23 protein-coding genes are annotated in these 26022 nt (G+C 64.0%); 15 read left to right on the top strand and 8 right to left on the bottom strand.

Annotated elements, in window-relative coordinates; all coding sequences use genetic code 11:
- Window positions 1–133 precede the first annotated feature (133 nt).
- The 5 genes from K5658_RS05970 (at window position 134) to K5658_RS05950 (ending at window position 6458) form a co-directional block, all read left to right on the top strand.
- Complete coding sequence (locus K5658_RS05970) at window positions 134–1099, top strand: HpcH/HpaI aldolase/citrate lyase family protein (RefSeq protein ID WP_221066058.1); 966 nt, start codon at window positions 134–136, stop codon at window positions 1097–1099.
- A 71-nt stretch (window positions 1100–1170) separates the two neighbouring features.
- The gene (gene sucC, locus K5658_RS05965) at window positions 1171–2340 is read left to right on the top strand and encodes an ADP-forming succinate--CoA ligase subunit beta (RefSeq protein ID WP_221066057.1); all 1170 of its coding nucleotides are present in this window, start codon (window positions 1171–1173) and stop codon (window positions 2338–2340) included.
- An 8-nt stretch (window positions 2341–2348) separates the two neighbouring features.
- Window positions 2349–3239: a succinate--CoA ligase subunit alpha gene (gene sucD / locus K5658_RS05960; protein WP_221066056.1), complete on the top strand. Its 891-nt coding sequence runs from the start codon at window positions 2349–2351 to the stop codon at window positions 3237–3239.
- Between the two features lie 299 nt (window positions 3240–3538).
- A complete protein-coding gene (corA, locus tag K5658_RS05955; RefSeq protein WP_221066055.1) occupies window positions 3539–4186 on the top strand; it encodes a copper(I)-binding protein CorA in 648 nt (215 codons plus the stop codon).
- 223 nt (window positions 4187–4409) lie between these two features.
- On the top strand, window positions 4410–6458 hold the full coding sequence (locus K5658_RS05950; protein WP_221066054.1) for a cytochrome-c peroxidase: 2049 nt from the start codon (window positions 4410–4412) through the stop codon (window positions 6456–6458).
- Between the two features lie 106 nt (window positions 6459–6564).
- Here the strand turns inward: K5658_RS05950 and lplT are convergent, their stop codons facing one another.
- Entirely contained in the window at window positions 6565–7725 is a 1161-nt protein-coding gene (gene lplT / locus K5658_RS05945; RefSeq protein ID WP_221066053.1) for a lysophospholipid transporter LplT, read from the bottom strand.
- Window positions 7722–9884 (bottom strand): AMP-binding protein, encoded by a 2163-nt coding sequence (locus K5658_RS05940; protein WP_221066052.1) that lies wholly within the window; start codon window positions 9882–9884, stop codon window positions 7722–7724. The genes lplT and K5658_RS05940 overlap by 4 nt, the downstream gene beginning before the upstream one ends.
- A gap of 126 nt (window positions 9885–10010) precedes the next feature.
- Here K5658_RS05940 and K5658_RS05935 point away from each other — a divergent pair, with 126 nt between their 5' ends.
- On the top strand, window positions 10011–11063 hold the full coding sequence (locus K5658_RS05935) for an alpha/beta hydrolase (protein WP_221066051.1): 1053 nt from the start codon (window positions 10011–10013) through the stop codon (window positions 11061–11063).
- Between the two features lie 19 nt (window positions 11064–11082).
- On the opposite strand, the gene K5658_RS05930 is transcribed toward K5658_RS05935, so the two are convergent.
- Entirely contained in the window at window positions 11083–11667 is a 585-nt protein-coding gene (locus K5658_RS05930; RefSeq protein ID WP_221066050.1) for a hypothetical protein, read from the bottom strand.
- Window positions 11664–12851, bottom strand: coding sequence for an AAA family ATPase (locus tag K5658_RS05925; protein WP_246628623.1), 1188 nt, complete (start codon window positions 12849–12851; stop codon window positions 11664–11666). The genes K5658_RS05930 and K5658_RS05925 overlap by 4 nt, the downstream gene beginning before the upstream one ends.
- 175 nt (window positions 12852–13026) lie before the next feature.
- Here K5658_RS05925 and K5658_RS05920 point away from each other — a divergent pair, with 175 nt between their 5' ends.
- A complete protein-coding gene (locus K5658_RS05920; RefSeq protein WP_221066048.1) occupies window positions 13027–13707 on the top strand; it encodes a hypothetical protein in 681 nt (226 codons plus the stop codon).
- A gap of 1 nt (window position 13708) precedes the next feature.
- On the opposite strand, the gene K5658_RS05915 is transcribed toward K5658_RS05920, so the two are convergent.
- Window positions 13709–14749, bottom strand: a complete 1041-nt coding sequence (locus K5658_RS05915; RefSeq protein ID WP_221066047.1) for a PspC domain-containing protein — start codon at window positions 14747–14749, stop codon at window positions 13709–13711.
- A gap of 132 nt (window positions 14750–14881) precedes the next feature.
- Between K5658_RS05915 and K5658_RS05910 the strand changes: the two genes are divergently transcribed.
- The 5 genes from K5658_RS05910 to ispH all read left to right on the top strand — a co-directional run bounded on the left by K5658_RS05910 (window position 14882) and on the right by ispH (window position 19526).
- A complete protein-coding gene (locus tag K5658_RS05910; RefSeq protein ID WP_221066046.1) occupies window positions 14882–16615 on the top strand; it encodes a phosphohexomutase domain-containing protein in 1734 nt (577 codons plus the stop codon).
- Window positions 16616–16698: 83 nt separating this feature from the next.
- Window positions 16699–17406, top strand: a complete 708-nt coding sequence (locus K5658_RS05905; RefSeq protein ID WP_221066045.1) for a glycine-rich domain-containing protein — start codon at window positions 16699–16701, stop codon at window positions 17404–17406.
- Between the two features lie 74 nt (window positions 17407–17480).
- Window positions 17481–17966 carry a ribonuclease E activity regulator RraA gene (rraA, locus tag K5658_RS05900; protein WP_221066044.1) on the top strand — a complete coding sequence of 162 codons (486 nt, stop codon included), beginning with the start codon at window positions 17481–17483 and terminating at the stop codon, window positions 17964–17966.
- 3 nt (window positions 17967–17969) lie between these two features.
- The gene (locus K5658_RS05895) at window positions 17970–18527 is read left to right on the top strand and encodes a cob(I)yrinic acid a,c-diamide adenosyltransferase (RefSeq protein ID WP_221066043.1); all 558 of its coding nucleotides are present in this window, start codon (window positions 17970–17972) and stop codon (window positions 18525–18527) included.
- 60 nt (window positions 18528–18587) lie between these two features.
- Entirely contained in the window at window positions 18588–19526 is a 939-nt protein-coding gene (ispH, locus tag K5658_RS05890; protein WP_221066042.1) for a 4-hydroxy-3-methylbut-2-enyl diphosphate reductase, read from the top strand.
- 36 nt (window positions 19527–19562) lie between these two features.
- On the opposite strand, the gene K5658_RS05885 is transcribed toward ispH, so the two are convergent.
- The 3 genes from K5658_RS05885 to gltX all read right to left on the bottom strand — a co-directional run bounded on the left by K5658_RS05885 (window position 19563) and on the right by gltX (window position 23273).
- A complete protein-coding gene (locus K5658_RS05885) occupies window positions 19563–20360 on the bottom strand; it encodes a hypothetical protein (protein ID WP_221066041.1) in 798 nt (265 codons plus the stop codon).
- A 107-nt stretch (window positions 20361–20467) separates the two neighbouring features.
- Window positions 20468–21859 carry a cysteine--tRNA ligase gene (cysS, locus tag K5658_RS05880; RefSeq protein ID WP_221066040.1) on the bottom strand — a complete coding sequence of 464 codons (1392 nt, stop codon included), beginning with the start codon at window positions 21857–21859 and terminating at the stop codon, window positions 20468–20470.
- A gap of 13 nt (window positions 21860–21872) precedes the next feature.
- Window positions 21873–23273, bottom strand: a complete 1401-nt coding sequence (gene gltX / locus K5658_RS05875; protein ID WP_221066039.1) for a glutamate--tRNA ligase — start codon at window positions 23271–23273, stop codon at window positions 21873–21875.
- 664 nt (window positions 23274–23937) lie between these two features.
- Here gltX and K5658_RS05870 point away from each other — a divergent pair.
- From K5658_RS05870 to K5658_RS24150, 3 genes are all read left to right on the top strand, one after another.
- Complete coding sequence (locus tag K5658_RS05870; RefSeq protein ID WP_221066038.1) at window positions 23938–24897, top strand: GTP-binding protein; 960 nt, start codon at window positions 23938–23940, stop codon at window positions 24895–24897.
- A gap of 100 nt (window positions 24898–24997) precedes the next feature.
- Entirely contained in the window at window positions 24998–25357 is a 360-nt protein-coding gene (locus tag K5658_RS05865; protein ID WP_221066037.1) for a hypothetical protein, read from the top strand.
- Window positions 25358–25389: 32 nt separating this feature from the next.
- On the top strand, window positions 25390–25992 hold the full coding sequence (locus tag K5658_RS24150; RefSeq protein ID WP_425515947.1) for a metal-dependent hydrolase: 603 nt from the start codon (window positions 25390–25392) through the stop codon (window positions 25990–25992).
- Window positions 25993–26022: the final 30 nt, after the last annotated feature.

The raw sequence follows: 26022 nt of genomic DNA, 5'->3' as shown, positions 1-26022 counted from the left end.
CCCCCCCATCCGCCAGGCCGGACCTACCGGGCACCGCCCATCCCCCTACCCTATCCAGGAACGGGAAGAGGCCGCCCCGGATAATTATTTTGGAAACCCCGACGCGATATCCCATAAAAACCAGAGGCAACGCATGGCCGTTAAGAACCGTTTACACCGCAGCGAATTGGCAGTCCCCGGCAGCAACAAACGCATGTTGGAAAAAGCCCCCCATTCCGGGGCCGATATCGTCTTCCTCGACCTCGAAGACGCGGTCGCCCCGGACGACAAGGCACAAGCCCGCGCCAACATCATCGAAGCGCTGAACACCTACGACTGGTCCAAGTGCGCGGTGTCGATCCGCATGAACGGCCTCGATACCCATTACGCCTACCGCGACCTGGTCGATGTGGTCGAAGCCTGCGGCGACAAGCTCGACACCATCCTGATCCCCAAGGTGGGCAGCGCCGCCGACGTGCTGTTCGTGGCGACGATGCTGTCCCAGATCGAAGCCTACAAGGGCTATAAGCCGATCAACATCCACGTCCTGATCGAAACCGCCATGGGCATGGCCAACGTCGAGGACATCGCCCGCACCTGCCCCGAGCGCATGGAGGCCATGGTGTTCGGCGTGGCCGACTACGCCGCCTCCGTCCGCGCCCGCACCACCCAGATCGGCGGGGCCAATCCCGAATACGGCGTGTTGGCCGACGCCGACGACCACGGCTCCCGCGCCTACCACTGGGGCGACCAATGGCATTACGCCATCTCGCGCATGGTCTCGGCCTGCCGCGCCTATGGCCTCCGCCCCATCGACGGGCCGTTCGGCGATTTCGGCGACCCCGAAGGCTTCAAAGCCGCCGCCCGCCGCGCCGCCGCCCTGGGCTGCGAGGGCAAATGGGCCATCCATCCGTCCCAGGTCGCGCTCGCCAACGAGGTCTTCACCCCCACCGAAAAAGAAGTCGCCCGCGCCCGCCGCATCCTGGTCGAGATGGAACAGGCGGCGAAGGAAGGCAAGGGGGCCGTGTCCCTGGACGGGCGTTTGATCGACGCCGCCTCCATCCGCATGGCCGAGAACGTGGTGAAGCAGGTCGAGCAAATCGAATCCCGCAACGCATAACCGACCCCCGTAGGGCGGGTAAATCACCGCCGATCCGCCCACCCCATTCGAGACAGAGAGGAAAGCGAGCAGTGAACATCCATGAATACCAGGCCAAGGAGCTTTTGAAATCCTTCGGGGTTCCGGTGCCGAATGGCAATGTCGCCTTCAACGACAAGCAAGCCGCCCAGGTCGCCGAGGAACTCGGCGGCCACCGCTGGGTGGTCAAGGCGCAAATCCACGCCGGCGGCCGCGGCAAGGCGGGCGGCGTGAAGGTGGTCGATAGCCTCGACCAGGTCAGGAAAGCCGCCGACGCCATGATCGGCAGCCGCCTCGTCACCCACCAGACCGGCCCGGCGGGTTCGATGGTGCAGCGGGTGTGGATCGAACAGGCCAGCGACATCAAGCACGAGTTCTACCTGGGTTTCGTGATCGACCGCGCCACCCAGCGCATCACCGTGATCGCCTCCAGCGAGGGCGGCATGGACATCGAGGAGGTCGCCCAGGCCCATCCCGACAAGATCGTGAAAGAGGTCGTCGATCCCGCCATCGGCCTCCGCGACTTCCAATGCCGCAAGGTCGCCACCGCCATCGGCCTCAAGGGCAAACTGATGCCGCAGATGGTCAAGCTGATGAAGGCCATCTACCGCTGCATGCGGGACAAGGACGTGTTGCAGGCCGAAATCAACCCGCTGGCCGTGGTCGGCGACGGCGACGAGAAGCTGATGGTGCTGGACGCCAAATTCGGCTTCGACGACAACGCCCTGTTCCGCCAGCGCGGCGTGACCGATCTCCGCGACCTGGCCGAGGAAGACCCCAAGGAAGTCGAGGCCACCGGCCACGGCCTCAACTATATCGCCCTCGACGGCAACATCGGCTGCATCGTCAACGGCGCGGGGCTCGCCATGGCCTCGCTCGACGCCATCACCCTGCACGGCGGACGCCCGGCCAACTTCCTCGACGTGGGCGGCGGCGCTTCCCCCGAGAAGGTCACCAACGCCTGCCGCATCGTGCTGCAAGACCCCAACGTCAAATGCATCCTGGTCAACATCTTCGCCGGGATCAACCGCTGCGACTGGATCGCCCAGGGCTTGATCCAAGCCTGCAATAGCCTCCAGATCAAGGTGCCCTTGATCGTCCGGCTGGCCGGCACCAACGTCGAGGAAGGCCGCAAAATCCTGGCCGAGTCGGGACTTTCCTTCATCACCGCCGAGAATCTGGACGCCGCCGCCGCCAAAGCCGTGGCCACGGTACAAGGGTAAGCAGCACCATGAGCGTATTCGTAAATAAAAACTCCAAGGTCATCTTCCAGGGCTTCACCGGCGAACACGCCACCTTCCACGCCCAGGACGCCATGAAGATCGGCACCCAGGTGGTCGGCGGCGTCACCCCCGGCAAGGGCGGCACCACCCATTTGGGCCTCCCGGTGTTCGACACCGTGGCCGAGGCCGTGGCCGCCACGGGCGCGGATGTCTCCGCCGTGTTCGTGCCGCCGCCCTTCAACGCCGACGCGCTGATGGAAGCCATCGACGCCGGCATCAAGGTCGCCGTGACCATCGCCGACGGCGTGCCGATCCACGACATGATCCGCCTGCAACGCTACCGCGTGGGCCGCGACAGCATCCTGATCGGTCCCAACACCCCCGGCATCATCACCCCCGGCGAGTGCAAGGTCGGCATCATGCCCTCGCATATCTACCAGAAGGGCAATGTCGGCATCGTGTCGCGCTCCGGCACGCTGAACTACGAAGCCACCGAGCAGATGGCGGCGCTGGGCCTCGGCATCAGCACCTCGGTCGGCATCGGCGGCGACCCCATCAACGGCACCGATTTCGTGACCGTGCTGAAGGCGTTCGAGGCCGACCCCGAGACCGAGATCGTGGTGATGATCGGCGAGATCGGCGGGCCGCAGGAAGTCGCCGCCGCCCGCTGGGCCAAGGAGAACATGACCAAGCCGGTGGTCGGCTTCGTGGCCGGCATCGCCGCGCCCGCCGGACGCCGCATGGGCCACGCCGGGGCCATCATCTCCAGCGAGGCCGACACCGCCAGCGCCAAGATGGACGCCATGGAAGCCCTGGGCCTGTATGTCTCGCGCAATCCGGCGCATATCGGGCAAACGGTGCTGAGGGCGATGCGGGAGAAGGGGATCGCGGTGAAATAGGGCGATCCGCTTCACCCGCATCCGCGCGGAAAAGCCGCGGGTCTCCCGTGGACCGGCGGCTTTCTCGCAGACCCTGGACGGACCGGTCGGCTCCCCGCGGACCCGGTCCTCCCACGAACATTAGACTTTTACCATATTGTTATGCGTGAAATGCCGGAGCCCGCTTTCCCATGCATACCGTAGGTGAATGATTCCACTCGGCTTTCGATCCGGCCCGCAAATTGCTTTCCCCGTGGCGTTCCGCTCCTGCCCCCCGGCCCGGAGCGTTTTTTCAAAACTAGAGCCAAACGGGATATGCCATGAAACAAAACCTTCGCGCCACGGCCCTCGCCATCGTCCTGGGCGGCACCGCCCTGTGGGCCGCGCCCGCCGCCGTCCAAGCGGCCACCCAACCCTCCACCATCGCCCAATTCAGCGCCGAGCAACCCACCCATACGCTCAACGTGCGCTACAAATCCTGGCGCGACCCGGCCTTCGGCGACATGGGCTGGACCCACTTCTCCGACTGGGGTTCGTTCCAGGGCACCGCCGGCCAGACCGCCACCCTCACCCTGGTCTCCAACAACCCGGACCTGCACCCCGGCGTCACCGTCTGGGCCCGCTGCAAGGCCGATACCGCGCCCGACACCTATGTCACCGACCATTTCTACGCCCAGAACGCCCAGCAGTTCGAACTGGGCGCGGTGGACGAAAGCACCGGGCAGACCGTGGGCAATATCGTCATGCAGATCAAAAACTACGGCTACGACCTGGATGGCGTGGCCAAGGCCTCGAAAGTCGTCGGCCTGCACGGGGTCAAGGACGGCGTGCCGGGACGGCTGGTCAGGACTTTCACCCTCGGGAGAACCTGTAACTACATGTTCGTGGTCGGCGGCTTCGCCCCTGGAGCCGGCGCCAGCGATTCCACCGCCCGCTACCCGGTCGATGTCACGCTGTCCCTGCAATAACGGGCCTGTCCCGGCTCCGCGCCGGACCCGCGCCGCTTAAGCCCAACCCGGCGGGGACAAGCCGACCCTTGCCTTCCCCGCCATATCGACGGCCCGGCCCCGGTCCGGGCCGTCCCCGCATCCACACGACAGGCTCGCCATGCTTCAAATTCAGCGCTTGGTAACGGACCGGACCCGCCGGACCCGGATAATTCTTGGATGGCTCGCTCCCCTCTGCTGGGCCATGCTGCCCTGGGGCGAGGCCGGGGCGCACGGTGCCTCCCCACCCTCGCTCAAAGGCGTCCAGGTGCCCACGACACCGGGCTTGCTGGACGGGACCAACCCCATCGTGGTCGATAGCGCCGCCGCCGTGGTCCTGGGCAAGGCCTTGTTCTGGGACATCGATGTCGGCAGCGATGGCATGGCCTGCGCCAGTTGCCATTTCCATGCCGGGGCCGACCGCCGCACCACCAACCAACTGGCCCCCGGCACCTTCCATACGAGCGCCGCCACCGGGCAGAGCTTCGAAAAAACCGCCTCGGGAGCCAAGGGCGGGCCGGGCTATTCACTACGGCTGGACGATTTCCCTTTGCACCGGATCGCCAACCCGGACGACAAAACCTCGGCGGTGCTGTACGACACCGACGATGTGGTCGCTTCCGCCGGGGTGTTCCACGCCGACTTCCAAGCGGCGGCGGGCGACGGTTCCCGCGATACCTGCCTCTCCAGCGCCGACCCGCTGTTCCACCGCCGGGATTTGAACACGCGCCGGGTCGAACCCCGCAACACCCCGACCGTCATCAACGCGGCCTTCAATTTCCGCAACTTCTGGGATGGCCGCGCCAACAATATCTTCAACGGGGAAACGCCGTTCGGTGCCCGCGACGGCGCCGCCGGGGTCTGGGTCGCCCAGAAGCCCGGCGGCAAGGCGCAAAAGCAGCAGGTGCGTTTGGAAAACGCCGCCCTGGCCTCGCAGGCGATGGCCCCGCCGGTCAACGACATCGAAATGTCCTGCGCGGGCCGGACCTTCCCCGAACTGGGCCGGAAGCTCCTGCAACGCCGCCCCCTGGCCACCCAGGCGGTCCACAAGCAAGACAGCGTCCTCGGCCCGTCCCGCCACGCCTCCGGCCAGGGCTTGGACACCACCTACGCCGCCCTGGTCCAAAAAGCCTTCGCCCCGCGCTATTGGTCGGGCACCGGGAAGTTCGGCGCTCCGCCCCAAGGCGGCGCCTACACCCAAATGGAAGCCAATTTCTCGTTCTTCTTCGGACTGGCCCTGCAACTCTATCAAGAGACCCTGATTTCCGACGATTCGCCCTTCGACACCCCCAGGGACGCCAACGACATGCCCCTGGGCTTGAACGAACAGCAGGCCCGCGGCCTCGCCTTGTTCGTGGACGCGCATTGTCCGATCTGCCACCGGGGGCCGACCCTGTCGTCGGCGGCGCATCCCTATGTCTATAGCTATCCCGCCGCCACCGGGCCGCAACTGGTCAACCGCAAGACCCTGCGGGGTTCGTTCACCGGCCAGGGGGTCGCCTTCGCCCTGATGGACGAGGGTTTCGCCAACACCAGCGTGACACCCGACGCCTACGATCCCGGCCTCGGCGGCACCGATCCTTTCGGCAACCCGCTGTCCTTCACCGCGCAATACCTGGAACTGCTGACGGGTTCGCGCACGGCCTTGACGGACCCCATCGCCATCAAGGCCTGCTCCTTCGATGTGCCGTTCACCAGCGATTATGTCGCGGCGGAGCGGGTGGACGATCCGCTCGGGAGCGAGGGCTGCGGGGCGCGGCTACCCTATGCCAAGGTGCCCGCCAGCGCCGTGTTGGCGGCGGAATTGACCAAGCCGGGCCAGGGCCGCGCCCTCGCCTCGGTGCAAGGGGCGTTCAAAATCCCCAGCCTGCGCAATGTCGAGTTGACCGGTCCCTACATGCACAACGGCGGGATGAAGACGCTGGAAGAAGTGGTGGATTTCTATAGCCGGGGCGGCAATTTCGACAATCCCGAGCATTTCGCCACCGTGGTGTTTCCCCAGGGCTTCAGCGCCTTGCAAAAGGCGGATTTGGTGGCCTTCCTGAAATCGCTGACCGACGAGCGGGTCCGCTGGGAACGCGCGCCCTTCGACCATCCGGCCCTGCCGATACCACAGGGCCCGACCAACCAGCCCTCGGCGCAAGACCCGCAGCAGGCGGGCGACAAAATGCTGAACATCCCCGCCGTGGGGAAACTAGGCCGTCCGGCCAGCCGTGGCCCCCTGCAACCGTTCGAGAGCTTCCTGCGGCCCTGAGCGGATTGCCCCACCCGGCATGGCAAGCCCAGCGTGCCATGCCGGGCATAAAAACGGCGGGATGGATACCCAACCCGCCGCCCTCATCCCCCCGTTTGGGAACCGCTCATCCCGCCGCTTGCTTCGGCAAGCGCCAAGACACCAACACCGTCATCAACCACACCAGCCCGCTCAGGCCGAAAATGGTCGCCACCGGCCCCGCCCCATGGCCGGCGGCCAAGCTATAAGCCCCCACGCTGACCAACATCGCCGCGTTCTGGAAGAAATTCTGCACCGCCACCGCGCTGCCGCTGCCCACGGTGCGATAGCCGATTTGCTGGATGGCCGCGTTCAAGGGCACCACCATGATGCCGCCGAACACCCCGACCCCCAACAAAGCCGCCCGCGCCGGCCACAGGCTATCCACGAAGGCCAGCGCCAGGAACGCACAACCCAGCCCATAACCCGCGAACCGCACCCGCCGCACCTGTGCCAGCGGAATCAAGCGCGGCACGACGCCGGAGCCGATCACGATGCCGATGGAGAGGTACAACGTGAGTTCGGCGATATCGCTGGCGGTCTGGCTATGCAGCACGGCGGGCGCCCAGGCCACCAAGGCCACGCGCAAGGTCGCGGCGCAGGCCCAGAACAGGCTCAGCGCCAGCAGGATCAAGCGGGCGCGTTGGGTGTCCAGCAAGCCCCGGATCAAACCCCACAGCTTGCCCAGGGGCGAACCCGGCGACACGCCCCGCGCCGCCAGTTTCGGCAACAGCAACACCGCCAAAGCCGACACCAGGAACAAGCCGACACTGACCGCGAGGCCCAGGTCGATGGAATGATCGGCCAGCCTGGCCCCCGCCACGGTGCCGAGCAGGATCGCCGCGATGGTCGCGCCCTCCACCCAGCTATTGGCTTTCACCAAGTGTTCGGTGTCGGTGAGTTCAGGCAGGATGCCGTATTTGGCCGGGCTATAGGCCGCCGCGCCCATGCCGACCACGCCATAGGCGAACAAGGGGTCCACACCCAACAGGATCAAGCCGCCGCCGACCGCCTTCACCGCGTTGGCCGCGATCAAAATCCAGGGTTTGGGGAAACGGTCGGCCAGATGGCCCACCCACGGCGTCAGCACCACATAGGCGATGAGGAACACGCTCTGCAAGGCCGGAACGTACCAAGCCGGGGTCGCCTTGTTCTGCATCACGATGGCGATAACGGTGAACAGGATGGCGTTGTCGGCGAAGGCCGATAGGAATTGCGAGCCCACCAAGGCATAGAGTCCCCGGTTCATGCCTCCACCTCGTCGGCGCGGATTTGGGCGGTCAGGGTCGGATAATCGACCTTGCCGGTGGGCAGCAGCGGTAGCTCCTTGAATATCCGCACGGCCTTGGGTTGATAAAGCTCGGTATAGCCCAGGCGCTGGGCTTCCTTGGCCAAGGCGTTGCGGTTGGCGTCCTTGGCCTGGCTGGCGAGGACGATGCGCTCGCCCTTCTTCTCGTCGGGCACAGTGACGGCGGCGTGGATATGGCCGGGCCACAGCCGCGCCGCCAGTTCCTCGATCACGCCCAGCGACACCATTTCCCCGCCGATCTTGGCGAAGCGCTTGACCCGGCCCAGGATGGTGACGAAACCTTCCGCGTCCACATGGACGATATCGCCGGTGTCGTACCACCCCACCCCGAACACCGACACCGGCGGCTGCAATTCGCCCGGACGCTCCGGCTTGAGATAGCCCAGCATGATGTTCGGCCCGGCCACATGCAGCCTGCCGCCGCCCTCCACCCCCGCCACCGGCTCCAAGCGCCATTGGACGCCCGGCATGAAGCGCCCGACCGTGCCCTCCTTGTAGAACATCGGGGTATTGGCCGAGAGGATGGGCGAGGTTTCGGTCGCGCCATAGCCTTCCAGGATGCGCAGCCCGAACTTGTCGGCCCAGAGCTTGCGGGTATCGGCTTGCAGTTTCTCCGCCCCGGCGAACACGTAGCGCACGCTGTAGAAATCGTAAGGGTGGGCGTGCTTGGCATAGCCCGCCAGGAAGGTATTGGTGCCGAACAACAGGGTTGCGTTGATCTCGTAGGCAACCTCGGGGATGATCCGGTAATGCAGCGGACTGGGATAGAGGAAGGTGTACATCCCATTCAACAGCGGCAGCAAGGTGCCCGCCGTCAGCCCGAAGGCATGGAACATCGGCAGGGCGTTGAGGATGGTGTCGCGGGCGTTGAGGTCCAGCCGCGCCGCTAGCTGTTCGCGGTTCGCCAACAGGTTCTGATGGGACAGCACCACGCCCTTGGGCTCGCCCTCCGAACCCGAGGTGAACAACACCACCGCCGGATCGTCCGCGCCGGGCCGGTGCGGCTGGCGGGCGTACCAAGCCTCGGCGCTAAAAGCGGTCGCCAGGGCGCGGAGCTTGTCCTTTTTGCCGATGCCCGCCGCCAAATCTTCCAGGTAAAGCACCCGCGCCTGGGCGGCCAGGGTCGCCACCGTGTCCTCCAGCTTGGCGTTCTCGACGAAACGGCGGGCGGTGACGAGGGTCTTGATCTTGGCCGTGGCCAGGGCCGAGGCCATTTGCTTGACCCCGGTGCTGAAATTCAACATGGCGGGCACCCGGCCATGGACTTGCAGCCCGAACAAGCTCGCCACCGTGCTATTGAGATTGGGCAACAACAGGCCCACGGTTTCGCCGGCTTCGGTCTCCGCCGCCAGCTTTTCGCCCAAGGCCAGGATTTGGGCGATCAACCGGTTATAGCTGAGCGGCTGGCGGCGGATATCCTCCAACAGGACGTGGCCCCCGCCGTGGATTTTGCGGGCGTCGAGCAAGGCCGCGAACAGGGTTTGCCGATGGTTGCCGGTCTCGAACACCATATCGCTCATGATGTCCGACAGCAGGAAACCGGCCAGATGCCGCCGGTCGTGGCCGTGGCTTTCCGGCGGCAGGTCGATGGCCTGCGGCGGCAGGATATTGATGCTGATGGGCGGGAACCAACGCTGCCGCACCACGCCGCGCAAGCGGGATACCGGGGTGTATTGCGCCCCGTCGATACGGACCGGCAGCACCCGCGCCCCGGCTTTGTCGGCGATGAGGCCCGCGCCTTCGTAAATCTTCATCAAAGCCCCGGTCACGGTGATACGGCCTTCCGGGAAGATCGCCGCCTTGCGGCCCTCCTTCACATAATGGGTCAGCGCCTTGACCGACAAGGGCTGCATCGGGTCCATGGGGAACACCTTGGAAAACCACAACCCGGGCCGGACCCACCATTGCTGGGCGATGTGGGTATTGATGGCGAAAGTGACATCGTCCGGCAGGAAGACCCACAGCAGGATGGGGTCCAGATAGGAGGTGTGGTTGGCGACGATCAATACCCGTTCGCCGGCCTTGTGATAATTCTCGATGCCGTTGAGCCTGACCCGGAACAGCCGGGACAGCAGCCAACGCAGCCCTTGTTTGACCATCGCGCTTCCTCTCGTTGAGTAGTGTTTATTTCTATCCAGGGCGCATTCCCTTTGCGGTAGGCCGGGCTTGGTACAAGCCCGCCGCCGGACCATACTATCCCGCTCCACCCCTCCCGTCCGACACCTATGTTAAAGCATCGCCCCATCCCTCCGCTGATCGCCCTCGGACTGCTCCTGCCCCTATGGCTGGGCGGCTGCGCCGCCTTGCCCCGGCCCGGCCCGGCACAGCACCAAGAACCCAAGCTCGCCCGCGCCCATTTCATCGCCTCCGACGGCACGGTGCTGCCGGTGCGCTCCTGGCTGCCCAAAGGCGAACCCAAGGCCGTGATTGTGTGCCTGCATGGTTTCAACGATTACAGCCGCGCTTTCGAGCCGCCGGGCCGCTATCTCGGGGAACATGGCCTCGCGGTCTACGCCTACGACCAGCGCGGTTTCGGGCTGGCACCGGGCCGGGGCCGTTGGGCGGGCATCGAAGCCTATACCCACGACCTCGCCGAATTCGTGGCCCAAATCCGCAAGCGCCATGGCAAAACGCCGCTCTACCTCTTGGGCGAGAGCATGGGCGGGGCGGTCGCCCTGGTCGCGCTGACCTCGCCCCAGCCACCGGACGCCGATGGCGCGATCCTCTCGGCCCCCGCCGTATGGGCGCGGGACACCATGCCTTGGTATCAACGGGCCTTGCTGTCGATCACCGCGCACATGCTGCCGGAACTGGAACTGACCGGCTCCGGGCTCAAGGTCCAAGCCTCCGACAATATCCCCATGCTGATCGGCCTGGGCCGCGATCCCCTGGTCATCAAGGCCACGCGGGCGGACGCCATCGCCGGGCTGGCCGATTTGATGGACGCGGCCCAACAGGACGCGGCCAAGTTGGACAAGCCGGTGCTGGTGCTATACGGAGCCAAGGACGAGATCATCCCGCAAGAGCCGATCCGGCTGATGCTGGGCAAGCTGCCCAAGACCACCCCGGCCCGGATCGGCTATTACGAGGGGGGTTATCACTTGCTGCTCAGGGATTTGGGGGCGGAGCGGCCCTGGGCCGATATCGCGGCCTGGGCCGTGGACCACGGGGGCGTCTTGCCTTCGGGGGCGGACCTCAAGGCTGCGGCGCTGCGGCCCGAGGCGGTGGGAAATAGCGGGGCATGGACCGGGCAAGGCGGGGCGGCGGTCGGGAAATAGCGATGCAATATCGTGAACGTCAAATTCCGCAGGCGGCTTTGATCCGGCTTTCCAAAGCCTGGATATCTTCCGGACAAAGCTGGCGAATTCGGACATAGCGCTTGGACGCTTCGATGCCCAAGGTCCGCCGCCCTTCGCCTGGTTCGTCCAGCAACCCGCGCCGCTCGGCAATGGGTTTGAAATAACGCTCCTTGGGATCTCGTTCGGCGCGGATGTCCTGCCACGCCCACTCCTTGGGCAAATCCAACAAACCGGCCAAGGCCCAAACCTCCAATTCCTGCCAAGCATTCTCGGCCAGGAATATCCGGTTTTCCGGCAGGATTTCCCGTGCTTGGTTTTCCAGGTTATCCAGCCGTAAGCGGCGGCTTGCCTCGCCGTCGCGGTCCACGCACAGCAAGAACAAATCCACCATGCCCCGATAACGCTCGACGATGGGTTTAAGTTGCTGGAAATCCAGCGCCCGCGCCACTCCACCCAGCAAAGGGTCTTTCAATACCGTGACCTTGGCGCGGGGCTTGCCGAGATAATCCAACAGGGCAGCGACAATGGGTTGAAGCAGGTATTGGTCCTTGCGGAAATCTTCGGGGATGATGAGTACATTCACGCCGCCGTGTCCTCGTCGCTGGTGAAATAGGCGGCGTCTTCCAACCAGCCGGTAGCGTGCAGTTTGGCGATATCCTGCTGTTCGATGACTTCGGCGGCCCCCGGTATATCGAGGATGCGTTTGATCCGGCCTTCGTGGCTGTCGGGCAGGCGGTAGATCAGCGAGGCGTGCTCCAGGGTCTTGCGGTCGAGCAAGGCGAGCAATTCGGGGGAATGGGTCGTCGCCACCACTTGCACCTTGCCCAGCGCGGCCTGCCGTTCGAGCAAGCCCAAGAGCAAATGCAAGCGGGCCGGATGGATACCGTTGTCCAGCTCCTCGAAAAAATAGAAGCGGGAAGCGTCCGGCCCGAGCAAGGCCGCGATCATGGCGAGGAAGCGCAAGGTGCCATCGGAGGCGCTGTAGGCCGAAATCCGCTGACCGCTCCTTTCCACCAACGTAAGCAGGACACGCCCGGCATGGTCCGCCGGGAACTCGAAATCGATGGCATCCATGGGCGTGAGTTCGGCGACCCAGGACAACAGCGCGGCTTTCGATTCCGGTTGCTGGCAAATGGCTTGCAGGACCGAAGAGAGGTTTTCGCCCTTGTCGCCCAGGATGGTTTGGCCGGGGATGGAGGGACGGCGCAGGGCTTCGGGGTCTAGGTCGAGGAAGCGCATGGAGGCGAAGGCACCCAACGTTTTCCTTGCGGCCTCGTGGGTATCTAGAAAAATATTGGAGATGTTTTCCAAGGCTATTTGGTTAAGTACCGTAAAATACCTCAGACATTGAACCGACACCGCAAGATCTTCGTCATTCCCCGCAAGATGGACATCCAGAAATCCTGGATTTCCTGGGTCGGCATCAATACTCTGAAAAATCACCCGCCCCCCGGATCGCAGTCTTTCGCCAACCACTTTGGGGGGGTTTCCGCCACTCTCAATACGTATTTCCAAGGCATAGTTATAGGTTTCTTGGCCTAGGGAAAAGCTAGCTTCGAACGCACAAAGGTTATCGCCTTGAAAGGCGAATTCACGGATTCCCCCACGAATCCCCCGCCACACCCGCTCCCCACCCTCGCCATATTTCTCGCCGATAATCTCCGCCAATGAATACCCCCGTGCGATCCCATGCAGGAACCTGAAGGCATCCCGCAGATTGCTTTTCCCCGAAGCATTGGCCCCGACCAGCAAGGTCAACGGCCCCATTTCCAAGGTGGCATCGCGGAAATTCTTGAATCCAACCAAGCGCAGCGAAATCAACATGTCCAGCCCCAACAATCAGCTTTGCATGAGTAAAAGACCAAGTTAGCACCCCCCATAGCCATCCCCAACCCGCCGGTGTAGCCTGATAAACCTTACAACCCCCACCCGGAGCAAACCCATGGCCCGCGCCAAAATCAGCAAAGGACGCTGCGCCTTCTGCCAGCAGGACATCGCCAAGAACATGGCTGCCCGCCACTTCCCGGCCTGCCCGGCCTGGAAGGAAGCCACCGCCCACGCCGAGGGCAGCAAGCGGAAAGCCGAAACCCTCTACCACCTCCGGGTGCAGGCCGAGGGGCAGCCGGAATTCTGGCTGGACCTGGAAATGCGCGGTTCGGCCAAACTCAAGGACTTGGACGAATACCTCCGGGCCATCTGGCTGGAATGCTGCGGCCATATGAGCCAGTTTTCCCACGGCGGCTGGGGCGGCGAGGAACTGTCCATGAACCGGACCCTGGCCTCGGCGCTAACAGGCGGCGAGTTGACCCATATCTATGATTTCGGGACCGAGTCGGTCTCCCAGATCAAAGCACTCGACCAGCGCGAGGGCAAATCCATCAGCAAGCATCCCATCACCCTCTTGATCCGCAACCTCATGCCGCCCGCCGCCTGCATCGAATGCCAGGAACCCGCCACCTGGTTGTGCATGGAATGCCTGATCGACGACGAGACCGAAGGGACGCTATGCGACCGCCACGCCCAAAACCATCCCCACGACAACTACGGCGACCCCATTCCCTTGGTGAATTCGCCCCGGCTGGGGCTGTGTGGCTACGAGGGACCGGCGGACCCGCCTTATTGATTTATTCCGGCAAGCGGAACGGCTGCTCCGCGAACTTCTCCTTCAAGAACCGGCCATGCACCAGCAAGCCCCCGGCGTCCTGCTCGAACAGGCTTTTCGCCAGATCGTGCAAGGTGGTATCGAGCAGGCCCAGTTGCTCGTTCAGGGCTTCCTCGGCGGTCTTGCCGCTGTTGAGGCGTTGGCTGCGGGCCATGGACGGCGGCAAGGCCAGATATTGGTTCAGCGCGTCCGGCAGATAATCGAAGGCGATCTTGCGCACCTCGAAAGGCCGCAGGTCGAACATTTCCCCGCCCTGCGCCAGCCGTTCCAGCAGGAAGGCCAGCTTCTCCTCGATCCCCGCCAACACGCCCAGCGTGTCCGGGCCGACCCGCTCTTGCAAACGGTCGCGCATCGGGCGCAGCTTGTCGCGCCAGGCCGAAAGTTCCGGGGATTCGTCGGTGCGCTCCCGGAAGCTGGCTTTGAATTCCTGTTCCACCTGCGCCGTGGCCACCTGTTGGACTTGTTCGTGGAGTTCGATCAACTGGTTCAACAAAGTCCCGGCGGCGGTGTTGATGGCCCCGTTGCCGCCCGCGAACGCCTGGGCGGGGGTCGCGCCGATCCGTTCCAACAGCTTGGGGAAACGCACCAGCACCGCCTCGCGCACTTCCGCGCCGACCGGGGCGTCGCCGGGTTGCTCGAAGCGCGGGGCGATCAACTTGATGGCGTCGAACGCCTGCTGGGCCAGATCGGCGATGGCGGGATCGTGGCGGCGGTGCAGCTTGGCGATCTTGTCGTCCATGCGCCGCAGTTCGCGCCCCAATTCCCAGGACACCTTCGGCATCGGCGTCTCGGTCGTGGCGGGCAACAAGAACCACAACGCCAGATAGACCCAGACGATCAAGCTGCCCGTCAGCGGGATCAGCAGCAGGAATATGAAGCGCACCAGGGTCGGATTCATGCCCAGGTAATCGGCGATCCCGGCGCAGACCCCGCCCAGGCGTTTGCGGCGGCGGTTGCGTTGCAGGGCACGGCGGGCAGTCTTGGGTAGGGATGGCGTGGACATACGGGCTTACGCTATGGAGGGTGGGAAAATGGGGACCGACGGCGGAGGCATTGTACCCCACGGGTCCGCGCCCCAAGCCGCCGGATATGGTGTATCGTCTGCCCGCTGATTTTTCAAGGAGCCCTCCCCACCATGACCCCATCCACCTACCCCCCGGATTCGCTACGCGCCCACCTCGCCCACGAACCCCGCGCCGCCGGTTTCGGCACCAGCGGACGCCGGGGCGAAGTCGTCCACCTGACCCAGTTGGAAATCTACATCTGCGCCCTCGGGGAACTGGAATACCTGCAATCCCTGCCGGTCGCGGACGGCGGCATCGTGCCGGGCGAAGAATTTTTCTACGCCTACGATCTCAGGCCCAGTTCCAGCGCCTATGTCGGCAATAATCCCCGGCGCGGCGAACTGGCCCAGGCGGTCGAAGCCGCCATCCGCGCCGCCGGGATGTCGCCCGTCAACCTGGGCCGCATCCCCACCCCGGCCTTGACCTGCTACGCCCTCGCCCAAGGCAAGGGCAGCATGATGATCACCGGCAGCCATATCCCGTTCGACCGCAACGGCTACAAGACCAACACCTCGCGCGGCGAATTGCTGAAGCAGCACGAAGCCCCGGTCAACGCCCAGGTGCAAACGGTGCGGGAACGGCTGTATGCCGAACCCTATGCAAGCTCGCCCTTCGACGCCGACGGCCTGTTCAAGACCGGCCAGCGCGAGCTGGCCCCGGAAAACCCCGCCGCCGCCCTGGCCTATGTGCGGCGCAGCGTGGATTTCTTCGGGGCGGGCGCGTTGGCGGGCGTCCGGCTGTTGGCCTACCAACATTCGGCGGTGGGGCGGGATATCGTCGTGGATATCCTGCGCGGACTCGGGGCCGAGGTGTTCCCGGCGGGCCGCAGCGAAACCTTCGTGCCCATCGACACCGAGAACATCGACGCCGCGCAATTGGCGACGCTCCAAGCCCTGCACGATGCCGCCGTGGCCGCACACGGCCCGGTGGACGCCGTGGTTTCCACCGATGGCGACAGCGACCGCCCCTTGATCCTGGGGGTGGATTCGGGCGCGGTGCGGTTCTTCGGCGGCGATCTGGTCGGCATGATCGCGGCGGAATACCTGGGCGCGGATGCCGTGGTGGTGCCCATCAGCTGCAACGACGCCATCGACCGGGGACCGCTGCGGACCTTGCTGGAACCCAAGACCCGGATCGGCTCGCCCTTCGTCATCGCCGGGATGGAAGCGGCCCGCGCCCAGGGCAAGCACGCCGTGTGCGGCTGGGAAGCCAACGGCGGTTTCCTGACCGGCTCGGATATCATGAAACAGGGGCGGATGCTCGCGGCCCTGCCGACACGGGACGCGGTGTTACCCATCGTCGCCGTGCTGGTGGCGGCCAAGGAACGCGGTTTGCCCTTGACGGCATTGTTCGGGCTGCTGCCCCAGCGCTATAGCCGCGCCGCCTTGCTCAAGGATTTCCCGAGGCCGGTGAGCCTCCGCATCCTGGCGCGGTTCACGCCGGAAAATCCCGCGATCCGCGCACTGGTGTTCGCGCAAGAGGCCCTCTCGGCCCTGGATGAGAATCAGCGGGCCGTGGCGCTGACCGCGGCGGAAACTTCCGCCTGCGCCGCCCTCCGCGCCGAACTGGCGGAATATTTCGGGGCGGCGGCGGGCTTCGGCGCGATCACCGCCCTCAATTATGTGGACGGCGTGCGGGTGTATTTCGCCAACGGCGATGTGGCGCACCTGCGGCCTTCCGGCAATGCCGACGAACTGCGGATTTACGCGGTGGCCGACACCCAGGCGCGGGCCGATGCCATCGCGGCCTGGGCGGTGGCGGAACCCGACGGGGTGTTGCGGCGCTTGGAGCGCCTGGTCGGATAGGCGGGAGGGAATCCGCGCCCAGGCCACGGAGGGCCGTCGATCCGGCGCGACCGCGCCATCCCCCCCGACCCACCGGAGGCGATATGTCGAAGCTGACCCCCCTGCTCCAATGGGCATTCCTCGCCATCCCCGGCTGGGCGGCGCTACGGGCGCTACGCGCCAAATTCGCCGACGGCGGGCGGCGGAAACGGCGCGACTACATCGACGGCTACGCCTTCCCGCCCGGACTCATCCAGCGGGCGGCGAAAAAACGGCCCGGTTTGGCCCCGGACGATTGGGCACTGGTCGAGCGGGGCTTGCGCCAATTTTTCCGGGCCTACCTCGATGGCGGCCAAAAATTCGTGTCCATGCCTTCCCAGATCGTGGACGAGGTCTGGCACGAATTCATCCTCTACACCAAGAATTACGAGTTGTTCTGTGGCCGGGCCTTCGGGCGCTTTTTGCACCACACGCCCGCCGCCGTCCTCGGCCCGGCGCGGCGCAAGAGCAACGAAGGCCTGCGCCGGACCTGGTGGTACGCCTGCCGGGCCGAGGGCATCGACCCCAAAGCCCCGCACCGGCTACCCTTGCTGTTCGCGCTGGACGCCCAGTTGGGCATCGCCGACGGCTTCCATTACGTCCCCGATTGCGCGGCCCTGCGCCGCAACGGACGCGGCGATTGCTATTGCGGCGGGGATTTCTCGGACAGCGGGATCGATGGCGACCTGGACGGCTTCGGCGGCGAGGGCGATTCCGGGGATGGCGATTCCGGCGGCGACGGCGGCTGCGGCGGGGGATGCGGCGGAGACTGATCCGGCCCGCCGGGGAACCTTGCGTCCCGCTCGGTTATCATACCGGCCATCCCACCCACGCCCGGAAGCCGACCATGATCTTCAAAACCTCCGATCTCTGCGATCAATTCGCCGAATCCAAACGCCTACAAATCGCCGAACCGCTGTTGCGCTCCTTCGGCGGGCATACCGCCTTCTCGGGCCGCATCACCACGCTCAAGGTCTTCGAGGACCCTGTGAAAATCCGCGAAACCCTGGGCGAAAAATCCGAAAACGGCGTCCTGGTGGTGGACGGCGGCGGCTCCCACCGCTGCGCCCTCCTGGGGGCGGACCTCGCCAAGCTGGCCTGCGACCACGGCTGGCAGGGCATCATCGTCTACGGCTGCATCCGCGATTCGGTCGAGATCGGCCGCCTGCCCCTCGGCGTCCGCGCCCTGCACACCCATCCGCTCCGGAGCCACAAGCGCGGCACGGGTGAAAGGGATATCCTCATCACCTTCGCCGGGGTCAATTTCCGCACCGGCCATTACCTCTACGCCGACGAGGATGGCATCGTCGTCGCCGACGATCCCTTGGTGTAAGCCATGGGCCACCGACTCACCCGCATCTACACCCGCACCGGCGACACCGGCACCACCGGCCTCGGCGACGGCAGCCGCATCGACAAGGACGCCCCCCGCGTCGCGGCCTATGGCGAGCTGGACGAACTCAACAGCCATCTCGGGCTGGTCCTGGCCCATGGCCTCCCCGACGAAGTCCGCGATTGCCTGATCGAAGTCCAGCACCGGCTGTTCGACCTGGGCGGCGACCTCTGCATCCCCGGCCGCGCCAGCCTGGAGCAAAACCATGTCGATGGGCTGGAACGCTGGCTGGATTATTTCAACGAGCGCCTGCCGCCGCTCAAGGACTTCATCCTGCCCGGCGGCGGCCCATCCGCCGCCCATTGCCAGGTGGCCCGCACCGTCTGCCGCCGCGCCGAACGGACGCTCACCACCCTGGCCCGCGCCGAGCCGGTCGCCCCCCTGGCCCTGGCCTGGGTCAACCGGCTGTCGGACCTGTTGTTCGTGCTGGCGCGGATATTGGCCGAGGGCGGCGAAACCCTGTGGCAACCCGGACGCCCTCCCGCCCTGCCGCCGCGTTGATTCACACGGGACGGCGTGTGAGAATTCCCTAGTTTTTTACTCAGACTCATCGGTAAACCCATGGAAATCATTCTCGCCAATCCCCGCGGCTTCTGCGCGGGCGTGGACCGCGCCATCGAAATCGTCGAACGCGGCATCGAAGTCTTCGGCGCGCCGCTCTACGTGCGCCACGAAGTGGTCCACAACACCCATGTGGTGGACGGACTGCGCAAACGGGGCGCGGTGTTCGTGGAGGAATTGGCGGAGGTGCCCGAGAATTCCACGGTGATCTTCAGCGCCCACGGGGTCTCGAAAGCCATCCAGGAAGAAGCCAAGGAACGCGGCCTGCAAGTGTTCGACGCCACCTGCCCCCTCGTCACCAAGGTCCATATCGAAGTCCACCACCACGCCCACGCCGGCCGCGAAATCATCTTCATCGGCCACGCCGGCCACCCGGAAGTGGAAGGCACCATGGGCCAGTACGACAATCCCGAAGGCGGCATCTACCTGGTGGAATCGCCCGCCGACGTGGCGGATTTGCAGGTGAAGAACCCGGACAACCTGGCCTATGTGACCCAGACCACCCTGTCGCTGGACGACACCCAGGCCGTGGTCGACACCCTGAAAGCCCGCTTCCCCAACATCAACGGGCCGAAGAAGGACGATATCTGCTACGCCACCCAGAACCGCCAGGACGCGGTGAAGAAGCTGGCGGGGCGCTGCGATGTGATCCTGGTGGTGGGTTCCCCGAACAGCTCGAACTCGAACCGGCTGCGGGAAATCGCCGAGAAACTGGGCAAGGCGGCCTATCTGATCGACGACGCCGATGAACTCAAGCGGGAATGGGTGGAAGGCATGAACGCCATCGGCGTCACCGCCGGCGCCTCGGCCCCGGAAACCCTGGTGGCCCAGGTGGTGGCCAAGCTCAAGGAATGGGGCGGCGTCGCCGTGACCGAGAACCAGGGCATCGAGGAAAAAGTGGTGTTCTCCCTGCCCAAGGAACTGCGCCGCTCGGCCTGACCGCCCTGGGAATCCCGGCGGGGCCGGGATTCCCCATCACTCCCGCTTGCCCGGCCCGAACAGGCTCCGCAAGCCCCCCAGCAAACCCTGCTCCGTCGACTTCTTGTCCTTTTCCTGCGTCAGCGCCAACAGCCGCTCCTGGCGGGCTTTTTCCTCCGCCGCCCGTTGCCGCAGGCGGGCGCGGGCCTCCTCCGAGATTTCCAGATAGCCCAGGGTCTTGGCCTCGCGCAGCAGGTAGCGGCCCATGTCGTCCAGCCAGGCGGCGTCGATCCTCGCATAGTCGAAGGAATACTCGCGGATCGACAAGCCCTCGAAGTTGTAGCTGATGACCCGGACCTTGGACGCCTCGATATCGGCCTCGAAACTGAGGCCGGCCCGCACCCTGAGCTTGGCCTGGAACAGCAGCATCTGGACCGGACCCGTCCCGCCCCGCACCGGCCATTCGGTGAACATGACCTGGTTGGAAATGAGGTGTTGGCGCAAAGGCTCGGCCTCGCCGAGGGGGACGGTGAATTTGCGCTCTTCCGGGAGGACGCAATCGCAATTCAGGGTGACTTTCTTGGGCGTGCCATGGCCGTCGATCCGCAAGGTGTAGGCTTCCTGGCGGAAGCCTTCGACCCGGCCCAGCGCGGGAATATCGAAGGCGGCGGCCACCGGACGCTCGGCATCTTCGAGATGCTTGAGCATCTCGCCCAGGTAGCGATGGACCTGGGTCAGGCGGGGCGCGATCTCGGCCCGGAAAATCCGGTCCAGCCCGGCCTGGCGCAAGGTTTCCGCTTCCTTGGCGGTGCGGGCCTGGTCGGCTTCGCGCTTCAAATCGTCTAACAGTCCCACGAATCCTCCTGTCACCCTGATGGGAGGGTTGATAATCGAAACTCAGGGCGCGGATAAGCGCCATAGGGCGGGGAACGTGAAAATAGCCTAGCCATCGATCATAAAGCCTATTCCCTCCGCCAAGTCGTCCCCCCCGCCCCATCTTCCAGCACAACCCCCTGTTCCTTCAACTCATTGCGGATACGATCCGCCTCGGCCCAGTTCTTATTTTTGCGGGCATCCAGCCGTTGCTGGATCAAGGCTTCGATGGCGGCGGCGTCCAGCCCGGACTCCCGCTCGGCCACACCGCCCTGGTGGAATTCCTCCGGGTCGGTCCCCAGCAAGCCCAATACCGCGCCCAACTCCCGCAACACCGCCGCCAGCCCCGCCGCTTCCTCCGGCTTCTCGGTACGCGCCTTGTTCAGCTCGCGGGCCAGTTCGAACAACACCGCCACGGCCTCGGGCGTATTGAAATCATCGTCCATCGCCGCGCCGAACCGCGCCCGGTAGGCCGCGCCGATCCCGTCCCGCGCCACCGGCTCCACGCCACGCAGCGCGGTATACAACCGGGTCAGGGCCGCGTTGGCTTCGTCCAGGTTCTCGTCGCAATAGTTCAAAGGACTGCGGTAATGGCTGTTGAGGATGAAGAAGCGCACGGCCTCCGGGCGATAGCGGTTCAGGATTTCCCGCACCGTGAAGAAGTTGCCGAGCGACTTCGACATCTTCTCCTCGTTCACCCGCACGAAGCCATTGTGCATCCACAGGTTCACGAATTTCTCGCCGGTCGCGCCTTCCGACTGGGCGATCTCGTTCTCGTGATGCGGGAATTGTAGGTCCATGCCGCCGCCGTGGATATCGAAATGGTTCCCCAGGCAGCAGGTGGACATGGCCGAGCATTCGATATGCCAACCGGGACGGCCCGGCCCCCACGGCGACTCCCACGAAGGCTCGCCCGGCTTCGCCCGCTTCCACAGCACGAAATCCAAAGGATCGCGCTTGGCCGCGTCCACGTCCACCCGCTCGCCGGCCCGGAGTTCGTCCAGGTTCTTGCCGGACAAGCGTCCATAGCCCTGGAACTTGGACACGGCATAGAACACATCGCCATTGCCGCCGACATAGGCATAGCCGCGCCCGATCAAGGTCTCGATCATCGCCAGCATCTCGGCGATGGAGCCGGTGGCGCGGGGTTCCAGATCGGGCGGCAACACGCCCAAGGCCCGCTCGTCCGCGTGCATGGCCTCGATGAAGCGCCCGGTCAGGGCGGTATAGGATTCGCCATTGTCGTTGGCCCGTTTGATGATCTTATCGTCGATATCGGTGACATTGCGGACATAGGTGACGTCAAAACCCAGATGCCGGAGATAACGGGCCACGATATCGAACACCACCATCACCCTGGCATGGCCCAGATGGCAATAGTCGTACACGGTCATGCCGCAGACATACAGGCGGGCCCGGCCCGGCTCGATGGGAACGAAGGTTTCTTTCTGGCGGGTGAGGGTGTTGTAGATGGTCAGCATGATTCGGACTCAATCATTCGGATTCATAGGTGAATTCGGCCAGGCGGCGGTGCAAGCGGGCGGGTTCCAGGATGCGGTACACGGCACCGAGTTCCGGGCCGTCGTGGCGGCCCGTAAGGGCGGCGCGGAGCGGCAGGAACAAGCCCTTGCCCTTGGCGGAGGTCTTGGCCTTGAGCGCTTTCATGAAGGCGTCGAAATCTTCCCCGGATGCGGTGGCGGCATCGAGCGCGGCCAGGAAGAAGGCTTCCCCCGCGCTCCGCGCCGCCGCCGCCATGTCCGGCTCGGCCTTCAATTCGTCGGCGAACAGGATACGCGCCCATCCATCGGCCTGGTCCGGGAACAGGCAATTGCTGCGGACGATATCGAGGAAGGCGGGGAATTTATCTTCCGGCACCAGGGCGCGGGTTTCGGCGTGCAGCCAGGGCTTGAGCGCGGCGGGGTCCGCCGCCCGCACCGCTATGTGCTGCCAGTGCTTGAGATGGTCGTTATCGAAACGGGCCGGGGATTTGCCCAGGCGCGAAAGATCGAACCGCGCCTTGAGCGCGGCGAAATCCATGATGTCCTCGCTGTCGTAATGGTGGCCGAGCCGGGCCAGCATATTGAGCAAGGCCAACGGGAAATAACCCTCTTCCCGCAACTGGGCGATGCTGCGGCTGCCGTTGCGCTTGGACAAGGGCGCGCCATCGTCGCCCAGGATCAGCGAATTATGGGCGTATTGCGGCAGCGGCAGGTCCAGGGCTTTCAGCACCAGCAACTGCCGGGGCGTATTGGCGAGATGGTCCTCGCCGCGCAAGACATGGGTCACGCCCATCAAGGCGTCGTCGATGGCATTGCAGAAGAAGAACGCGGCGCTGCCATCGGCCCGGCGGATGATGAAATCGCCGATATCGTCGGTGGCGAACTTCTGCGGCCCGCGCACCAAATCCAGGAATTCCACGGTCTCCCGCCGCGGCACCTTGAACCGCAGGGTGGGTTCCAAGCCTTCGGCGCGTTTGCGGGCCACTTCCTCGGGATCGAGGCGGGCGCATTTGCCGGTGTAGCGCGGCGGCCGGCCGGAACTCTGTTGGGTTTTGCGGGAGATTTCCAATTCGAGCGGCGAGCAAAAGCACGGATAGGCCAAACCTTTCCGCTCCAATTCGTCGTAATAGCGCTGGTAGATCGCGCCGCGCCGGGACTGGAAATAATCCGGGCCGGGTTCGCCGGTTTCGGGGCCTTCCTGCCAGGCGAGGCCCATCCAGCGCAAATCGGCCAGGAGTTCATCGACGAATTCGCGGCGGCTGCGTTCGGCGTCGGTGTCCTCGATGCGGAGCAGGAAACTCCCGCCATAGAGGGCGCTGAACAAGGCCGTGCGGGCGTTGCCGATGTGCATCAGCCCGGTCGGACTGGGGGCGAAACGGGTTTTGGTCGGGTTCATGGAAGCGATGGAGGAAAGGAGGATGGCCGGGAACTTTAGCAACAAGGGTTTGGGCGGGGCAACCTTGGCCCAAGCTCCGGGAGCGGCTTGATTTGACACCGATACCCCCCTTCGCTCGGTTCGGGACGGGATATCCGTCCGCGCAACATCAGCCGGAGCATCTTGCACGAAAGACTGTCGAAGCCAACACGGCCAAGGGGAAGGCAGTACGCAGCCTTCACAAGTGTGTGGAAATTAATGGGTCGTTTTTCACATCCGGAGTGAACTTGTGCTACTTTCTTTCAATTATTATTAGTAATAAAGATAAGCAACCCGCCTAAGTCGCTAAAATCGCTATAAGACGATGTCATTCCAAGTTTTTTAAAGTAACTACAGGATTGGAAATTTTTCTAAAAAATCCACCTAGCTCGCGGGCATGCTGACGAGGACGGACAACCCCCCACTTCAAGCATGATATGGCAGCAATACAACATAAACCCATACAAATCAAGAGGAAAATACAAAAATCACTGCAATAATACATAAACCAATCACTTTTGGCTTTACGGTAGGAACGGACTTGTGACGATAGCAAAAAGACATTGCAGCATGAAAGAGAGTTCCGACCTGCCGATCAGCAAGAACCTTTTCGCATACTACTTTGTCCATGACTCGCAGGTACGCAATGAACAACCCACATACCCCCCCTTCTCTCCTTCCCATTCGGATCGCCTTATGCGGACTTTCCAACCCCGACGAGGCCGACGTTCTGAATAACCTGTTTTCCCGCGCCAACCGCTGGCAACAGCCCTGGCAAGTCGTACCGGACGCCGATATGGCGGATTTGCTGCTGGTGACGGCGGGTTCCTCCGAAGAACTGGCTTACTGGCATAGCGATACAGGCGGCTTCACACAAGACCGCTTGATTTGTTACTCCCCGCAGCGGCCACAAGAAGCGCGTTGGCATCTGCGCCGCCCTCCGCAAGGACAAACGCCCTCCCCCCTCGAATTCACCATCCTGCTCAAGGAAATCAGCCAAACGTTGGCCCTCGCCACGCCGGTGCCGACCCGGCCACAACCGGCCACACGACCCCGCGCCCAGCCGTTCGACTGGCGGGAAAAGCTGAAAATATTGATCGTGGGCAGCGTCGGTTCGGGCAAGACCACCGCCATCGCCACCCTGTGCGGCGACAAGGTGATCTCCACCGAAGCCGCGCCCAGCGACCAAACCCAGTTACATAAGCAATCCACCACCGTGGCCATGGACTTCGGCACCCTGGCCCTGAACGAGGACACCCAACTCCATGTGTATGGCGCTCCCGGCCAACGGCGTTTCGATTTCATGAGCGAAATACTCATCCAGAAAGCCCTGGGAATCATCATCCTGGTCAGCAACGCGGCCAGCGATTCCATCAAGGAGCTGAATTATTACCTGGATGCCCACCGTGAATTCCTGGCGGACCACCACGCCGTGATCGGCGTCACCCATAACGACCTCAGCCCCACGCCCTCGCTCAACGAATATACCCGCGCCCTCCAAGCCAGGGGGGCGTCCTGGCCGGTCATCAAGGTCGATGCCCGCCAGCGCGGCGATTTGATGCAGTTGGTCACGACCCTGCTCGGCTCGACCATCGCCCATGGTTGACCAAGCTATCCTTCTCAAAACCTTCAAGGACCTTTTCCGCCGCGAAAGCCATGAAGGACTCTCCCTCGCGGCAACCCATACCCATAAGGAAACTCAATCTATGGCAAATACCGTTGACTCTCTCAAAAAACTGGATGGTTTCATCGCCGCCGCCCTGGTCGATTCCAGCAGCGGCATGATGCTCGAATCGCTGGTGGTCGGTACTTATCCGGTGGAAATCGCCGCGGCGGCCAATACCGAAGTGTTGCAGTCCAAGCTCAAGGCGATGGATGCCATCGGCCTCGGCGACGACAATATCGAAGACATCCTGATCAGCCTCGGCAGCCAGTATCATTTGCTGCGTCCCCTGACTTCCAACCGCGAAATCTTCATCTATCTCGCCCTGGAGCGCGCCCGCGCCAACCTGGCGATGGCCCGGCTGGAATTGAAGAAGGTGGAAGGCTCGGTCAAGCGCATCTAACCCGTCCCCCGGTTCGATAGCGATCTCGGTCTATCCAGCCTAAACCGCATTGGCGGAACGCCCGGCGTTCCGCCAATGCGGCCCCTCTCCCAGCCCCTTGCGGTCCAAATCGACCGTCCCGGCCTACGCCAACTCCAGGCAACCGGCAAACCGCTTTCCTGGCAGCGCTACCCGACCTCGATTATCTGATTTTTTGGGTGGGCGGCTATGAAATCGAACCCAGATATACCCATTCCATTGGCTTTTGCCTGTCCGCCTCCGTCCTGGCCATCGCTTTCAATCGGCTCGCCGGTATAAAACCGCTGGCAAGCCTGGAACCGCCCCACCTCATCTTGATTCCCCTTTCGCACTTGGTGCTGGACTATCTTGTAGGCGTACACAAGAGTCCTTTCCTATGGCCCTTGTCGTCCGAAGTCTTCACCTCCCGGATCGGGATTCTACCCAGCGCCGGAAGCCTGAATATCCTTAACGGCTATTTTTGGCGTAACCTCTCCATAGAAATCCTTATTTTGCTCCCCATCTCGTTTTACATCGCCTTGAGGGACGGCTTTGGCAAAATATCCCCCTTATCGCATTTGTGCTTGATGGCCGCCATAACGCTGGGTTGCCTACTTGGACTTGGGCTGAGCCGCTGATCGGAATCCAACTTCTTTTGCATCGAGCCC

Source organism: Methylomagnum ishizawai (assembly GCF_019670005.1).
GTDB lineage: Bacteria > Pseudomonadota > Gammaproteobacteria > Methylococcales > Methylococcaceae > Methylomagnum > Methylomagnum ishizawai.
Note: the sequence above shows the minus strand (reverse complement) of the source record. Positions and strands in the feature narration are given on the sequence as shown.

Bases quoted from the DNA above. Each gene is read 5' to 3' on its own strand.
- K5658_RS05970 (WP_221066058.1), top strand. From the start codon at position 134: ATGGCCGTTAAGAACCGTTTACACCGCAGCGAATTGGCAGTCCCCGGC.
- sucD (WP_221066056.1), top strand. From the start codon at position 2,349: ATGAGCGTATTCGTAAATAAAAACTCCAAGGTCATCTTCCAGGGCTTC.
- corA (WP_221066055.1), top strand. From the start codon at position 3,539: ATGAAACAAAACCTTCGCGCCACGGCCCTCGCCATCGTCCTGGGCGGC.
- K5658_RS05950 (WP_221066054.1), top strand. From the start codon at position 4,410: ATGCTGCCCTGGGGCGAGGCCGGGGCGCACGGTGCCTCCCCACCCTCG.
- lplT (WP_221066053.1), bottom strand. From the start codon at position 7,725: ATGAACCGGGGACTCTATGCCTTGGTGGGCTCGCAATTCCTATCGGCC.
- K5658_RS05940 (WP_221066052.1), bottom strand. From the start codon at position 9,884: ATGGTCAAACAAGGGCTGCGTTGGCTGCTGTCCCGGCTGTTCCGGGTC.
- K5658_RS05935 (WP_221066051.1), top strand. From the start codon at position 10,011: ATGTTAAAGCATCGCCCCATCCCTCCGCTGATCGCCCTCGGACTGCTC.
- K5658_RS05925 (WP_246628623.1), bottom strand. From the start codon at position 12,851: ATGGGGCCGTTGACCTTGCTGGTCGGGGCCAATGCTTCGGGGAAAAGC.
- K5658_RS05920 (WP_221066048.1), top strand. From the start codon at position 13,027: ATGGCCCGCGCCAAAATCAGCAAAGGACGCTGCGCCTTCTGCCAGCAG.
- K5658_RS05915 (WP_221066047.1), bottom strand. From the start codon at position 14,749: ATGTCCACGCCATCCCTACCCAAGACTGCCCGCCGTGCCCTGCAACGC.
- K5658_RS05910 (WP_221066046.1), top strand. From the start codon at position 14,882: ATGACCCCATCCACCTACCCCCCGGATTCGCTACGCGCCCACCTCGCC.
- K5658_RS05905 (WP_221066045.1), top strand. From the start codon at position 16,699: ATGTCGAAGCTGACCCCCCTGCTCCAATGGGCATTCCTCGCCATCCCC.
- rraA (WP_221066044.1), top strand. From the start codon at position 17,481: ATGATCTTCAAAACCTCCGATCTCTGCGATCAATTCGCCGAATCCAAA.
- K5658_RS05895 (WP_221066043.1), top strand. From the start codon at position 17,970: ATGGGCCACCGACTCACCCGCATCTACACCCGCACCGGCGACACCGGC.
- ispH (WP_221066042.1), top strand. From the start codon at position 18,588: ATGGAAATCATTCTCGCCAATCCCCGCGGCTTCTGCGCGGGCGTGGAC.
- cysS (WP_221066040.1), bottom strand. From the start codon at position 21,859: ATGCTGACCATCTACAACACCCTCACCCGCCAGAAAGAAACCTTCGTT.
- gltX (WP_221066039.1), bottom strand. From the start codon at position 23,273: ATGAACCCGACCAAAACCCGTTTCGCCCCCAGTCCGACCGGGCTGATG.
- K5658_RS05870 (WP_221066038.1), top strand. From the start codon at position 23,938: ATGAACAACCCACATACCCCCCCTTCTCTCCTTCCCATTCGGATCGCC.
- K5658_RS05865 (WP_221066037.1), top strand. From the start codon at position 24,998: ATGGCAAATACCGTTGACTCTCTCAAAAAACTGGATGGTTTCATCGCC.